This is a genomic window from Pandoraea sp. NPDC090278 (assembly GCF_044772185.1).
GTDB lineage: Bacteria > Pseudomonadota > Gammaproteobacteria > Burkholderiales > Burkholderiaceae > Pandoraea.
The window spans coordinates 1-13841 of sequence record NZ_JBIVYJ010000014.1 but is presented as its reverse complement, the minus strand read 5'-3'; the positions used below and the strand labels follow the sequence as shown (position 1 = coordinate 13841).

The 13841-nt window shown below is 58.6% G+C and carries 11 protein-coding genes and 3 pseudogenes; 3 read left to right on the top strand and 11 right to left on the bottom strand.

All coding sequences use genetic code 11. From position 1 onward, the window contains the following. The 6 genes and pseudogenes from ACIQWO_RS26680 to ACIQWO_RS26655 all read right to left on the bottom strand — a co-directional run. The coding region (locus ACIQWO_RS26680) for a hypothetical protein (protein ID WP_402830711.1) at nt 1-206 on the bottom strand (206 nt) is incomplete at its 3' end. Between the two features lie 57 nt (nt 207-263). Further along, nucleotides 264-359, bottom strand: a pseudogene (locus tag ACIQWO_RS26675) (hypothetical protein); the annotation flags it as partial. Next, entirely contained in the window at nt 335-784 is a 450-nt protein-coding gene (locus tag ACIQWO_RS26670; protein WP_402830701.1) for a hypothetical protein, read from the bottom strand. The pseudogene ACIQWO_RS26675 and the gene ACIQWO_RS26670, both read right to left, overlap by 25 nt. Before the next feature lie 962 nt (nt 785-1746). Continuing rightward, nucleotides 1747-2652, bottom strand: a complete 906-nt coding sequence (locus tag ACIQWO_RS26665) for an AAA family ATPase (protein ID WP_402830709.1) — start codon at nt 2650-2652, stop codon at nt 1747-1749. 76 nt (nt 2653-2728) lie between these two features. Beyond that, nucleotides 2729-4354, bottom strand: a pseudogene (locus ACIQWO_RS26660) (IS481 family transposase). 4 nt (nt 4355-4358) lie between these two features. Beyond that, nucleotides 4359-4934 (bottom strand): recombinase family protein, encoded by a 576-nt coding sequence (locus tag ACIQWO_RS26655; RefSeq protein ID WP_402830699.1) that lies wholly within the window; start codon nt 4932-4934, stop codon nt 4359-4361. Between the two features lie 272 nt (nt 4935-5206). Between ACIQWO_RS26655 and ACIQWO_RS26650 the strand changes: the two are divergent. Together ACIQWO_RS26650 and ACIQWO_RS26645 are read left to right on the top strand one after the other, a co-directional pair. Further along, nucleotides 5207-6011, top strand: a pseudogene (locus tag ACIQWO_RS26650) (IS5 family transposase). Beyond that, nucleotides 5947-6966: an FkbM family methyltransferase gene (locus tag ACIQWO_RS26645; protein WP_402830706.1), complete on the top strand. Its 1020-nt coding sequence runs from the start codon at nt 5947-5949 to the stop codon at nt 6964-6966. Before ACIQWO_RS26650 ends, ACIQWO_RS26645 begins: the two are co-directional and overlap by 65 nt. Before the next feature lie 648 nt (nt 6967-7614). Here ACIQWO_RS26645 and ACIQWO_RS26640 read toward each other — a convergent pair. The 5 genes from ACIQWO_RS26640 to ACIQWO_RS26620 all read right to left on the bottom strand — a co-directional run bounded on the left by ACIQWO_RS26640 (nt 7615) and on the right by ACIQWO_RS26620 (nt 10584). Next, nucleotides 7615-7794, bottom strand: a complete 180-nt coding sequence (locus ACIQWO_RS26640) for an HNH endonuclease (protein WP_402830704.1) — start codon at nt 7792-7794, stop codon at nt 7615-7617. A 140-nt stretch (nt 7795-7934) separates the two neighbouring features. Continuing rightward, nucleotides 7935-8498 (bottom strand): sterol desaturase family protein, encoded by a 564-nt coding sequence (locus ACIQWO_RS26635; RefSeq protein WP_402830696.1) that lies wholly within the window; start codon nt 8496-8498, stop codon nt 7935-7937. 368 nt (nt 8499-8866) lie between these two features. After that, entirely contained in the window at nt 8867-9424 is a 558-nt protein-coding gene (locus tag ACIQWO_RS26630) for a recombinase family protein (protein WP_402830693.1), read from the bottom strand. Between the two features lie 480 nt (nt 9425-9904). Then, nucleotides 9905-10297, bottom strand: coding sequence for a DUF86 domain-containing protein (locus ACIQWO_RS26625; protein WP_402830691.1), 393 nt, complete (start codon nt 10295-10297; stop codon nt 9905-9907). Beyond that, nucleotides 10294-10584, bottom strand: coding sequence for a nucleotidyltransferase family protein (locus tag ACIQWO_RS26620; RefSeq protein WP_402830688.1), 291 nt, complete (start codon nt 10582-10584; stop codon nt 10294-10296). The genes ACIQWO_RS26625 and ACIQWO_RS26620 overlap by 4 nt, the downstream gene beginning before the upstream one ends. 160 nt (nt 10585-10744) lie before the next feature. On the opposite strand from ACIQWO_RS26620, the gene ACIQWO_RS26615 reads away from it, so the two are divergent. Further along, the gene (locus tag ACIQWO_RS26615; protein ID WP_402830686.1) at nt 10745-13714 is read left to right on the top strand and encodes a Tn3 family transposase; all 2970 of its coding nucleotides are present in this window, start codon (nt 10745-10747) and stop codon (nt 13712-13714) included. Nucleotides 13715-13841 lie beyond the last annotated feature (127 nt).

Sequence of the window (13841 nt, the reverse complement as noted above, 5' to 3'; positions counted from 1 at the left end):
TGCATCTTGGCGGCCTCCGTCCATCGAAAGCCTTGCCAGGTGGCATCGGCTTTTTGTGCGCTCCCGACAATGACCTTACCGTCACGGCTAATGCCCCAGGCCCGCGAGTTTGTGCCACCCAGTGTGCCTAAAGCTTCCAGCGCGTTGGCGCTCTGCGTCCAGCGGAAGGCGTGGTCCTCGGTGTTTGTCCAAGAAGTGCCAACCACTACCTTGCCATCCCCGCTCACTGCGTTAGCTCTGGACTCGTTATCTCCAGACAACACGCCCAACGACGTCATCCCCGTGCCGACTGTCCATCGAAATGCTCGCTGAGACCCCGCGTCATAATTCCAGCCTACCACCACTGAGCCGTCATCGTTGGCCCCTGTAGCGCTTGAGTAAGAATTCGCCCCAAGATCCTGGAACCGGAGGCCACCGTCCAACGGTATGCTAGGTTAGCCCCGTCCGATCTACGGTAAAGTCCAACAACCACTTGCCCATCACCACTGACGCCCGTGGCATGGGAGAACTGTGTGACCGGGAAACGATCAAGAAACTGGATGCCTTTGGCGGCAGTCCATCGAAACGCTTGCTCCCCTTGGCTCCCGTTCGTTGCAGTACCGACCACCACACTTCCATCGGCGCTGATCCCCCCTAAGCTGAATTCATCTATAGTGGTCACGGCACCGAGGTCTTGCACGCCCCCCGAGGGCGTCCAACGAAAGGTGCGGGAACCCGTGCCGGCACTAATGGTCCAGGTCACCACGTTATCGTCATCGCTCACGCTGACTTTTCTCACATCCATCCCCGTTCCGAGACCCGTAATGCCAGCGCTTTGCGCTGCCGCGAGCACGGGAACGGCCAAACTGACACTCAGCGCGCACGCGCTTAATCGGTGGCGGGCAGTCAAACGACGCTTGGAAGAGGGGCCGAGGGAGCAAGATGGACGAAAACGCATAAGCAATTTGACGTGATGGAATGGACATCAGCAAAAAAACACACGTCGTCTAAAGAAAATCACCTCGAGGGTGATGGACGACGCGCCGCCGGGAAAAGATAGGCCGTACAACAAGACGCAGAAATCGAATGGTGTACCGAGGATGGAGAAGCCTCACAGACTCCTCCCCGACGCGCACTTACGCAGGCCATAAATGACTGATTGGCCGTGCCACACGACGCATTCGGCCCAGATAAACTCACGATTGGCAACGATCAATCACATTTGATCAAGTCGGCTATTTAAATTAAACCTTCGCCGATTCGCTTTATTCGGCGCAACGAGAAACTTTCAGAGCAGAAGTAAATTTTGTGCCATGATGTCCTCGTTCGACTGATAGGCAGATAGAAATAAATCTAAATTTCGCGATGAGTTGTTGCCGGCGCTGTCCAGGCGCGGATGAGCCTAAGCTAAAGCCCCGCCCGTAAAGGGTTGAAGGCCGAGTGGCGGGAGGCTATGGGATGGTTGATCATTCATCGAATGATCATTAATTTGAACGAAACCCGCGTGCGCACCGTTGAGCAGGTGCGCGCCATTCTTGAAGGCACAGAAACGCACGATTTTGTCGTACCAACAAACACTACCGCCAGATGACGTGCGGTAACCGGGGACTAGTTGTAGCGACTTGCAATCGAAAGCAGCCGTGCTTGCAATCGACGCGGTTTCCTGCTCGAAATAACCGCAACTGACTTGATGCCTGTTCTCGAATTATCTGCAACTGTGCTTGCATTCAGCGAGTCGCGCTTGCATTCCATCTCCGCCTGCTCACATTATCTGCAACTGACGGAACTCAGATCGGCAGCCCGGCGGCTAGCATCCTGTCGCGCAGGGTTGCAGCCCCGTACCGGCTCCAAAGAGTTGCTGAAGAGCGCCTTGATCTCGGCCGGTTTCGCGTCGAACTGCTCCATAAGGTCCTTGATACGGTAGCCGTGACGCGTGAGCGTCGGCTCAAGGTCATCCAGTTGCCGGGACAGCACCGATTCGACCAAGGTGGCTGACACGGGTTTCTCGCCGGTCCGGTATCCCGCTTCGAACGCCAGGGTCAGATGCAGCTGGATTTGCAGCGGCGTGCGTAGCTTCGTCGCCAGCAAGTCGATCGCGTCTTCGGTGAGGATCGATTCAATATCGATGCCGTCGGCGGCACATGCGCCCAGCAGCCAATACAGGTATTCGCGCTGGCTGCCGGCGATGCCGTCGAGCGAGAAGATGTCGGTGCGGTAGCCGATTTCTTCCATCGTCGCGCATCGAAGGTCATTGCGCAGCTTCGGGTGTCCGGCGAGGATCAGCGACAGGCTGCCGCCGCCGTCCTCGACCAGTTCCATCAGACGCTGCAGGCCAATCAGCGTGTTGCAGTTCAGGTCATGCGCCTCGTCGACGAACAGTGCGCCGGGTCGCTTGTTCTTTCTGACCAGTTCGCGTAGGTCGCGTTTACGCTTTTCGCCCTGTGTCGGGATGCGGATCTGCTTCTCGGTCGACAGGTCGTAGAACAGCGCGGCGATGAACATCGCAAGCTTGATGCGATGCTTCTCGATCGCGAGCGATTTCGAGACCGTAACGCGTTTCTCGTCTTCGAGCGCCTGTTGAAGCCGACGCAGCATCACGGTCTTGCCGCAACCCACGACACCGCACAACGCGATCAGCCGTCCCTCGAAGACTGCGCCCTTGATGTCCTTCATCAATTGCTGGTGGTGCGTAGTCTCGAAGTAGCCGGCCTGATTCAACGGGGCCGCCAGACCGTAGTGCTCCATCACTTCAACTCGCATGTCCTTCTCCTGACTTTCGGTACCGGAAATAGTCGTGGACGCGCGCCAGTACCACCCGGCGCACCAGGGTTTCGGCAAGCACCTGATCTATGAACTGCCGGTCCAGTGATGACAGCTTCGCAAGCGGCTGCACCAGATCATCCGCGATTGCGAGCTTGGCCGCGATCGCACTGGGGAAGCGGTACTCGTGCGCGTCGGCATCGAACGGCTGATGCGGCATCGGTGGCGATGCCACTGCTGTCAGATGCACGTCATCGCCCGCAAGCGCCGTGATCGGCAATCCGAGCTGGTCAGCCAGCGCCCGGATACGATCGGCGCACTCGTCGGCCTTCCCACGCTTGAGCGATCGATAGCGGTGCAGCGGGATCGGTCCCGAGACCGGGTGGTACGGACCGAAGCGCTCGCCGTCGAACTCCGCGTACAGTTCGTCATCGAACAGGCCCCCAAAGGAGCACGACCGTCTCGCCGGCCATGTCAGGTTCAAGCTCGTAAGCGGTGCCGTCGATTGAGACGCGTGCATCGATGCCAACCTTTCGGCGCTCCGGTTCGCGGGCGAAGCGGGAGAACTGCTCCCACGTACACATATCGCGCACGCCTTCGGCCGGCAGATGGGCAAGCCAGTCATCCATGCGCGAATGTTTTTCGGATCGATGTTCCTGGTCGTTGTAGCGCAGCAGATAGCGGAAGAACCATTCGTTTGCCTGCTTCTCGGTTTCCGGCTTGTGGAAGTGATAGAGCGTTTCGTGCGCTTCCTTGATCGTGCGGAACGGCCGCTCGACCTTGCCTTTCGAGCGAGCCGTCGTGCGCGTGCCGTCCTTGCCGGCTGGCAGATGCGTCTGCCATGCGATGTCGAGCGCCTGCATCACATTCTGGAACACACGACTCTTCGCGACCGGGCCATTGTCCAGGTAGATCATCTTTGGCCGGTCCTGAAACGGGAACGTGGGATCGGCCTTCGGGGCCATCGCGTTGAACAGAAAGCGAAGCACTGATTCAGCGTCCTCGCCGTATACGCATCGATATTCGTCGTAGGCGACGCCGCTACGATCATCGACGACGCCGAACAGCATCAGCGTGGGCTCACCCTTCGCCGGATCGACCCACGCTGGACATTCGATGTGCTTCAGGTCGGACGGCGACATGTCGAACTGCCAGCAGTCGTTGCTGCATTCGGCCTGAAACCGGACAGCGGGCGGCGGCCGTACCAGACGTGGTTGATCCAGGCGCAGCAGCGACAGGTAGTGGTTGATAGTCGGCACGTGCAGTACGCCTCGCGGGGCCTTGATCAATCCCTGCACGGTTTCGACGCCGTAGTCTTCGAGCAGCTCGATTGCCCGCCGCGTTGACAGGTGCCGGCCCTGCTTGTTCGTGGTACGTAGTTTCAGCGCCGTGATCAGCTCGCAATAGCGTTCGAGTTCCGCCTGCGGCAGCACCCGCGGCTTGCCATGATCGGCGCGTTGCGCGGAGTGTGGCTGCTGGACCCGGTGCAGCGCGCGATATACGGTCGTCTTCGAGATGCCGTACAGCTCGACGACGGCCGCCACCTGAGCTGCGCGCTCTTGTGCGACAGGCGGTCGAGGCGCTGCCGCAACTGCATCAGGGAGTCGGGCGGAATCGACTTACGCCGCCCGCTGGGCATTACGTTCCGCCTCGGTCAAATAGTTGTAGAGGGTGGATTTGCCGATGCCCATCAACCGGCAGATCTCTTCAACGGTGTGCCGCCGCTCGTGATAAAGCTGCAGAGCAAGTTTTTCGTGTTCGGGGTCGAGCCGCTTCTTGCCGCCGCCCTTGTGACCCCGAGCACGGGCGGCTGACAGCCCTGCCTGGGTACGTTCGCGGATCAGGTTGCGCTCGAACTCGGCGAGCACGCCGAACAGGTGAAACACGAGGCGGCCGCCGATCGACGCCGTGTCGATGCTTTCCTGAAGACTGCGAAGACCGGCGCCGGCGGCGTCGAGCCGCTCGACCAGATAGATGAGGTCTTTCAGCGAACGACCGAGTCGGTCGAGTCGCCAGATCACCACTGTGTCGCCGCGGCGTAGCGTCGCAAGCAGTGCCGTCAGGCCGGTGCGCTCGGCTTTCGCGCCGCTGGCCGTGTCCTCAAAGACACGTTCACAGCCTGCTTTCGCGAGCGCGTCGCGTTGAAGGTCGAGATGCTGGTCGTCGGTCGAGATCCGCGCGTAGCCGATGAGCATACGAATTCCAGGTTGCTCGCTGAAAATCCAGTATAGTCGGACATTGAAAGATGGAAGCGGTTGGTGGAGCCAATTTACAGGGCTTCCTGCGGTGCCGGGCACCAGCCGGATCAGCGTCCATCAAACCATCGTTTCCTGGATTCGCAAAAGCCGGTCATGCGTGCGGCGGTAATATACCGCGCGTGATCAACTTCGCACTATTTGATGCACTGGTCCGTAAGAGTCGCTAACACAACCTGGACATGAAGCGATGAGCGCCATATCCTCGCGACATGGCCAGACGCAAAATCAGCAATGAGTTATGGGCAACACTGGAATCGCTGCTCCCGGTTTTCACGCCGTCACCCAAAGGCGGTCGACGTCGCACGGTCGATGACCGCGCAGCGCTGAACGGCATCCTTTATGTCCTGCAAACCGGTATCCCATGGGAAGACTTGCCGCAAGAGCTCGGCTTCGGCAGTGGCATGACGTGCTGGCGACGCCTACGAGACTGGCAAGTCGCAGGCGTGTGGGCGCGATTACATTTGGCGATGCTTCGTCGATTGCGCGAGCACGACCAGATTGATTGGAAGCGGGCAAGTCTTGATGGCGCCAGTGTTTCCAGCCCCCGGGGGGCCAGAAAACCGGCCCCAACCCGACGGATCGAGGAAAGCTCGGATCGAAACGGCACATCGTCGTAGACGTTCGCGGCATCCCACTGGCAGTCACGATCACGGGCGCCAACCGACACGACTCGATGGCATTCGAGCCCACGCTGGATGCCATCCCGGCAGTGCCGGGCTTGAGCAGCCAGCCCCGCAAACGTCCGGGAAATTGCATGCTGACAAGGGCTATGACTTTGCTCGCTGCCGGCGTTATTTGAAGCAGCGAGGCGTCAAGGCTCGTATCGCCCGTCGTGGCGTGGAAAGCAGCGAGCGGCTCGGGCGGCATCGTTGGGTCGTAGAACGCACGCATGCTTGGTTCGCCGGTTTCGGCAAACTTCGCATTCGCTTCGAACGTCGCCTCGATATTCATGTCGCTTTGCTTGCCCTGGCTGCCGCTGTTATCTGCTCTCGCTTTGTTGACGACTTGTGCTAGCGGCTCTAAGTGCTCAAAGAAAATTGCCTTGACTTCGCCGCGCCGAGCTCAGCGTCATCAAGCGATCTCTCTGTTCGGTGCAGATCTTCAATCGTTTCCATACGCAGGATATTCAATCATCGTGAGAACCTTTATCAAGGATTGCCGGCACGGCAAATTTCTTCTCCTCAATGGAGACATGATTTCCAATTACGTCAACATGTACGGGGAGTGGTCGGAAGCGGAGGTCGAGCTGTTTCAAGACATCCTTTCGCCCGCTTCAAACGTCGTTGAGGTTGGGGCAAACATTGGGATGCACACAGTCCCGCTTTCCATGATCTGCAACGAAGGAAAAGTCATTGCCTATGAACCCCAGCGCCCGATCTTTCATGTCCTCTGCGGAAACATCGCGCTGAACAACCGGCTCAACATCATTGCTAGAAATATTGCGGTTGGTGACACGGCGGAGATTGTGAACATTCGGACATCAACCTACGAAGAACCATGGAATTATGGCTCCTTCTCCGTCAAGCAAGGATTCGACACCGAAGGTGAATATAAAGCGGAGACAACGGTGACGCCGGTGGAGGTCATCAAAATTGACGAGGATCAGCTGTTACGGACACTTCCTGGCGTTGATCTAATCAAGATCGACGCAGAAGGATTCGAGCCCGAAATCCTGAAGGGGGCTTGGGATCTCATCACGCAGCATAAGCCTCGACTCTTCATTGAAGCAAATTCTGAACCGGTTGTTCGAGATGTGCTGCAAATGCTAAGAGCAGCTGACTACACTGCTTACTGGTTTATCAGCAACCGATTTCGCGCTAGCAACTTCAACAGGAACTGGTTCCGCGTCAATGGCTATGACTGCAACATTATTTGTACGCATCACAGTCGACCAATCAGCACAAGGCATTCTCTGCAACCTGTTACTGATTTTGGCGACATTGCGCGGGGGGTACCAATCATGGATTGACCAAAACCGTTGACAGCGGAAGAGGTGGCCGGCCAACGTAGTCGGTTTCGGCATCGTTTGTGGACGGGCTCCTCTCCCCGAGCGATGACAGCGCAGTTTTCAATGCCTCGTCCATCAACAAGATGGCCACACCATGACAGTACCGTCGTGGTGTCAACAGGGCGTCACCGATAATGTGAGCAGGCGGAAATGGAATGCAAGCACGGCTGTCTGAATGCAAGCACAATTGCAGATAATCCAAGCACGCGCCCTCCCTCAGGTGCAGTTATTTCGAGCAGGAAACCACATCGATTGCAAGTCACTACAACTAGCTCTGCAATACCTGCGTCGCTTTAGTGGCTTCAGCCGCGCGCATGTCAACCGACTCGTCCGGCGCTGGATGGTCAGGCAGAAGCTCGTGAAGCCGAAGGGCGCACCAGCGAATGCCTTTGCACGGACTTACACGGACGCCGATCTGGATGCGCTGGCTGATGTCGAGCGCGAGTATGGCAAGTTCGCCGGACCCGCTGCGAAAGCCGTGCTGCAGCGCATGTATCAGGTCTATAAGGACGAGCGATTCGTGCGGCTGCAGCACCGCCGGGCAGCAGGAGCGCATCACTGCGCTCCTGCCCCCTCAGAACCGTGCGTGCTAGTTTCCCAGCACACGGCTCAGGCAAGTTGCAAAGCATCCGAGTCGACCTTCCGCCTCTTGTCGGAGGCGTGCTGTTGCTGGTGGCAGTATAGGTGCAGAAGGAGGAGGTTCTCCGACGCGTTGCTTCCTCCGTCCACACGCCGGAAGACGTGGTGAATTTGGAGCGCTTCATCATTGAACAGCGACCCGTTGCACACCAAGCAGGTGCCCTAATGGAGTTGACACAGATCGCCCACCGTGACTTGTGTGCCCTCAGAATATCGCAGCAAGCGCATACGGGGTCGCCATCGGAGGCCTGTGATGGCCCTCGCTGCGCCGACCACAGAAACGGTTTGCGTCAACCCAGGGGTAAGCTCAGCCACATCGCCAGCGCGCCGCCGGCGCTGGCCAGATTCACCCCCCACATATTGGCGATCGTCAAGCGACCATCCAACAGCATACCGAGTGACCACAATCCCGCTAGCATCGGCGCGACCACGAGCACCGTCTGTCCGTAGGACAGGTCGTCGGCAAACCACAGGTAGCCACCAGTAGCAGCCGTCAACAGCAGAAACTGCACCGCAGCGAACCAGCGGCAACCGAGCGACAGCGGTGGAGCGTAGCGCTGAGCGGCAGCCTGCAGGTCGTAGGGCGCGGTGCCGGCCTCTGCCTTCAGGGCGTCGGGTAACCAACCCGGAGGCTTGTACCACACGCGAAGCTTGTCCGACCAGCGCCTGGTGCGGCGCGCCAGCTTGAAGACGTCGCTGTAGCCTACCGCCACCGCCCACAGCGGGTTCCAGTTGCGCAATTGAGTGCGCGTTCCATAGACACAGGGTTCGCGCTCCTCAGCAAAGGTGCCGAATAACCGGTCCCAGATCACCAGCATGCCACCGTAGTTCTTGTCGAGATATTGGTCATTCACCGCGTGGTGCACGCGGTGGTTGGGGGCAGCTCACGAAACGGAAAAAATCGTACGCTAATTGCCCAACGCCCATAAATGAAAAATCTACTTTAAAGCCTGACCAGGCAAGGCTTTGAAGGAAACCCATCGAGTCTGCGGAGGGATGCCGGGATGAGGCTGGAAATGACACATAACACCAATAGTTATGAAACCGCCTCGCCTTATGTCTAGATTTGTCGGAAAGTGATGCCAGCATCCCGATGCCTGGCGATGTCCGCGTGGCGTCTACGCTATTTTCGCGCAGCAAAAGCCTGATTCATTTGCCTTGCTCGTTGGATCTCGTCGCTGTGCAAATAGGGGACGTCTCAGAAAACGGAAAATAAAGCACGCTAAGGGTGTGCGGAGGCTGGTACCCAGCGGTACAGCGTAGGAATGGACACGCCAAGGTTCTTGGCCACATCCTTGGGCGGAACACCGCTGGCCAGTAGCTTCTTGGCCGACTCGATCTTGCTGTCAGTCATCTTGGGCTTGCGACCGCCCTTGCGGCCGAGCTGCTTGGCGATTTCTAATCCGGCACGGGTTCGCTCGACGATCAGTTCTCGTTCCATCTCGGCCAAACTAGCCATGACGTGGAAAAAGAATCGACCGGACGGCGTGCCTGTGTCGATGGAGTCGGTAAGGCTCTTGAACTGGACGCCGAGCTTGTGTAACTCGCCGACCAGATCTACCAGTTGTTTGACACTGCGGCCCAGCCGATCCAGTTTCCAGACGACGAGCGTATCTCCCTCGCGCAGCATTTCGAGTGTCTTGGTCAAGCCGGGACGGTCTGCTCTCGTTCCGCTGACCTTGTCTTCAAAGACCTTTTGACATCCAGCCTTGCTCAAGGCTTCACTTTGCAGCTCAAGGTTTTGGTCGTGCGTCGAGACGCGTGCGTAACCAATCAACATTAGGGACCCTCGTTCGCATGCACACGACTAGTACGGCAAACGGGATTCTCTTGAAAACTTCCAGGACGCCACTCGCTACTCCGATCACGTGCAAACCGAAATATCACGAGTGGGTGATTCACTCGCGAAAGCCCAAGTTCTTTTCTGAGGTCATTGCGCAGCAGAGAAAGCACGTTATCGATTGTGCTTGCCCCTACGCACGCGTGCGCTTTCAGGTATTTAACCGTTTCCGTTATCTGATCAGGGCTTCCTAGGAATTGGATGTCCGCAACAGCAGATTCAAAAGCGACTGCCTGTTCTTCGGTCTTATCTTCGCGATTTGCAGCATTTTCTAGTCGGCGATATGCCTCCAGTAGGTATTGGACGATCAAGTCATGTCGTTTATTGGCGCGGTCTCTTGCCATATTGAGGCGGTGTACCACATACCAGCCAAAAGCTACACAAAGTGCACCAAGCATCGGACCTAGGCGGAGAATTTCGTCAAACATTAGATGTCCCCCCACCGTCGTTGCGATCTTCGCTTTCAGCATCCTGACGCACGGCAGGCAGTTGCTCGAGCAACTCCGGCAGCCATTCTTGTACCGTCTCCCACACCACATCGAGGTTGATGTCGAAATAGCCGTGGGCCATCCGATTACGCATGTTGCGCATGCTACGCCACGGCACTTCGGCGTGCGCCTGGATGAACTCGGCATATCCATCCATTACCTTCGTGGCAGCCTCGCCAATGATGATGAGGCTCATGATGACGGCCTGCTGGGTGCGCTTATCGGCCAAGAATTCATCCTTGGCCAGTCCCTCGACGAAACTGCGCGCATCGGCTGCGGCTTGTTGTATGTGATCAAGGTAATCGGGCAGTCGGTTTTCGCTCATACCGGCTGAGCCTCCGCGAGCACTTTGGCCCGGAACTTCGGCGGCAGGTCACCGGGTGTTAGCAAATCGACGTCAATACCCAGCAGAGATTTCAATTCGTCTTCCAAGTCGCCCAGGTCCAACAGCGTGGCACCAGGCAGCGCATCGACCAGCAGATCGAGGTCGCTGCCGTCCTGGTCGGTGCCATGCAGCACCGAACCGAAGACACGCGGGTTCGCTGTGCGAAAGCGGCTTACAGCGTCGCGCACCGCGCTTCGCTTCATGTCAAGCACTACGGACGGTCGCATGAGCATCCCTCCTTTATCGAAACTCATTGAGATGATATGCAATCAAGAATAGAGTTTCAAGAACTGTTTTCGAGAATTGCGAGGCCCTGATCTTCCGTGTCGCACCGGAAGTATCGAACGGCTTTTCACAAACCTACGTTTTCAAGAAGAAGGAAGCTACATGCCCCGCCGTTCGATTTTGTCCGCAGCCGAGCGCGAGAGCCTGCTCGCGTTGCCGGAGGCCAAGGAAGAGTTGATCCGCCACTACACGTTCAGCGAAAGGGACCTCTCCATCATCAGGCAGCGGCGCGGTCCGGCCAACCGGCTGGGCTTCGCAGTGCAGCTCTGCTACCTGCGCTTTCCTGGTGTCATCCTTGGCGTCGATGAGCCACCGTTTCCTCCCTTGTTGAAACTGCTCGCCGACCAGCTCAAGGTCAATGTCGAAAGCTGGGGGGAGTACGGACAGCGGGAGCAGACCCGGCGCGAACATCTGGTTGAACTGCAAACGGCGTTCGGCTTCCAGCCGTTTACCATGGGCCACTACCGGCAGGCTGTCCACACGCTGACCGAGCTGGCGATGCAAACCGACAAGGGCATTGTGCTGGCCAGCGCTTTGATCGAGCATCTGCGGCGGCAGTCGATCATTCTGCCTGCCCTCAACGCCGTCGAGCGCATCTGTGCCGAGGCGATCACACGCGCCAACCGGAACATCTACGATACCCTGGCCGAGCAGTTATCCGACGCGCATCGTCGTCACCTTGATGACCTGCTCAAGCGCCGCGAGAACGGCAAAACGAGCTGGCTGGCCTGGCTGCGCCAGTCCCCTGTCAAGCCGAACTCACGACACATGCTGGAGCACATCGAGCGTCTCAAGGTGTGGCAGGCGCTTGACCTTCCGGCTGGCATCGAACGGCTGGTTCACCAGAACCGGCTGCTCAAGATCGCGCGCGAAGGCGGTCAGATGACCCCCGCCGATCTGGCCAAGTTCGAGCCGCGGCGCCGTCATGCCACGCTGGCCGCGCTCGCCATTGAGGGCACGGCCACCGTCACTGACGAAATCATCGACCTGCACGATCGCATCATCGGCAAGCTGTTCAATGACGCCAGAAAGAAACACCAGAAACAGTTCCATGCATCCGGGAAGGCTATCAACGCCAAGGTACGGCTGTTCAGTCGCATTGGACAGACTCTGATCGAGGCCAAACAGTCGGGCCGCGACCCGTTCGCTGCGATCGAAACCGTGATGCCCTGGGATGCCTTCGCCGAGAGCGTCACCGAGGCGCAGAAGCTCGCACAACCCGAGGACTTCGATTTTCTGCATCGCATCGGCGAGAGCTACGCCACGCTGCATCGCTACGCGCCCGCCTTCCTAGACGTGCTCAGGCTGCGGGCCGCGCCCGCCGCCAAGGACGTACTCGACGCCATTGAAGTGCTACGCGGCATGAACATCGACAACGCCCGCAAGGTGCCCGCCGCCGCGCCGACCGGGTTCATCAAGCCGCGCTGGCAGAAGCTGGTGATGACCGACACCGGCATCGACCGGCGTTACTACGAACTATGCGCACTATCGGAGCTGAAAAACGCGCTGCGCTCCGGTGATATCTGGGTACAGGGCTCGCGCCAGTTCAAGGACTTCGAGGATTATCTGATACCGCCCGCGAAGTTCACCAGCCTCAAACTGGGCGGCGAATTGCCGCTGGCCGTGATCACCGACTGCGACCAGTACCTGCACGAGCGGCTCACGCTACTGGAAACGCAGCTCACCACCGTCAATCACATGGCACAGGCCAACGAGTTGCCAGATGCCATCATTACCGCCTCGGGTCTGAAAATCACACCGCTCGACGCGGCCGTGCCCGACACCGCGCAGGCACTGATCGACCAGACTGCGATGATCCTGCCGCACGTCAAGATCACCGAACTGCTGCTCGAAGTCGATGAGTGGACCGGCTTCACCCGGCATTTCACGCACCTGAAGTCCAGCGACCTGACCAAAGACAAAAACCTGCTGTTGACCACGATACTGGCCGACGCCATCAACCTGGGCCTGACCAAGATGGCCGAATCGTGTCCCGGCACGACCTACGCCAAGCTGGCATGGCTGCAAGCCTGGCACATCCGAGACGAAACCTACTCGACAGCACTGGCGGAACTGGTCAACGCACAGTTCCGGCATCCCTTCGCCGGGAACTGGGGTGACGGCACCACCTCCTCGTCGGACGGTCAGAACTTCCGCACGGGCAGCAGGGCCGAGAGCACCGGCCACATCAACCCGAAATATGGCAGTAGCCCAGGGCGGACGTTCTACACCCACGTCTCTGATCAGTACGCGCCGTTCCATACTAAGGTCGTGAACGTCGGCGTGCGCGACTCGACCTATGTGCTCGACGGCCTGCTGTACCACGAATCCGACTTGCGCATTGAGGAGCACTACACCGACACGGCGGGCTTCACCGATCACGTCTTCGCGCTGATGCATCTTTTGGGATTCCGCTTCGCGCCGCGCATTCGCGATCTGGGCGACACCAAGCTCTATATCCCGAAAAGCGATACCGCCTATGACGCGCTCAAACCAATGGTCAGCAGCGACAGACTGAATATCAAGGCCATTCGCGCCCACTGGGATGAAATCCTGCGGCTGGCCACCTCGATCAGGCAAGGCACGGTGACGGCTTCGCTGATGCTCCGAAAGCTTGGCAGCTACCCCCGCCAGAACGGCCTAGCCGTCGCCCTGCGTGAATTGGGCCGCATCGAGCGAACGCTGTTCATCCTGGACTGGCTGCAAAGCGTCGAGCTGCGCCGCCGCGTGCATGCCGGGTTGAACAAGGGCGAAGCCCGCAACGCGCTGGCCCGCGCCGTGTTCTTCAACCGGCTGGGCGAGATCCGCGACCGCAGTTTCGAACAGCAACGCTACCGCGCAAGCGGCCTCAATCTTGTGACGGCAGCGATCGTGTTGTGGAATACCGTCTACTCTGAACGGGCTGTGAACGCATTGCGTGAGCATGGCCAAGTCCACGACGGCACCCTGTTGCAATATCTATCGCCGCTAGGCTGGGAGCACATCAACCTGACCGGCGATTACCTGTGGCGCAGTAGCGCCCGGGTCGGCGTCGGCAAGTTCCGGCCGCTACGCCCACTGCAACCGGCTTAGCGTGCTTTATTTTCCGTTTTCTGAGGCGTCCCCAAATAGGTGGAAGTCGTCGAGATGGTTGCATGGCGCAAGTTATCACGCACCATCACCAGTTCAGCACCACGCGCGAGCGCATGCGAAGCGTGCG

Coding starts and splice junctions, on each gene's coding strand:
- ACIQWO_RS26655 (WP_402830699.1), bottom strand. CDS start 4,934: ATGCTCATCGGCTACGCGCGGATCTCGACCGACGACCAGCATCTCGAC.
- ACIQWO_RS26615 (WP_402830686.1), top strand. CDS start 10,745: ATGCCCCGCCGTTCGATTTTGTCCGCAGCCGAGCGCGAGAGCCTGCTC.
- ACIQWO_RS26630 (WP_402830693.1), bottom strand. CDS start 9,424: ATGTTGATTGGTTACGCACGCGTCTCGACGCACGACCAAAACCTTGAG.
- ACIQWO_RS26670 (WP_402830701.1), bottom strand. CDS start 784: ATGGATGTGAGAAAAGTCAGCGTGAGCGATGACGATAACGTGGTGACC.
- ACIQWO_RS26665 (WP_402830709.1), bottom strand. CDS start 2,652: ATGAAGGACATCAAGGGCGCAGTCTTCGAGGGACGGCTGATCGCGTTG.
- ACIQWO_RS26645 (WP_402830706.1), top strand. CDS start 5,947: ATGTCGCTTTGCTTGCCCTGGCTGCCGCTGTTATCTGCTCTCGCTTTG.
- ACIQWO_RS26620 (WP_402830688.1), bottom strand. CDS start 10,584: ATGCGACCGTCCGTAGTGCTTGACATGAAGCGAAGCGCGGTGCGCGAC.
- ACIQWO_RS26625 (WP_402830691.1), bottom strand. CDS start 10,297: ATGAGCGAAAACCGACTGCCCGATTACCTTGATCACATACAACAAGCC.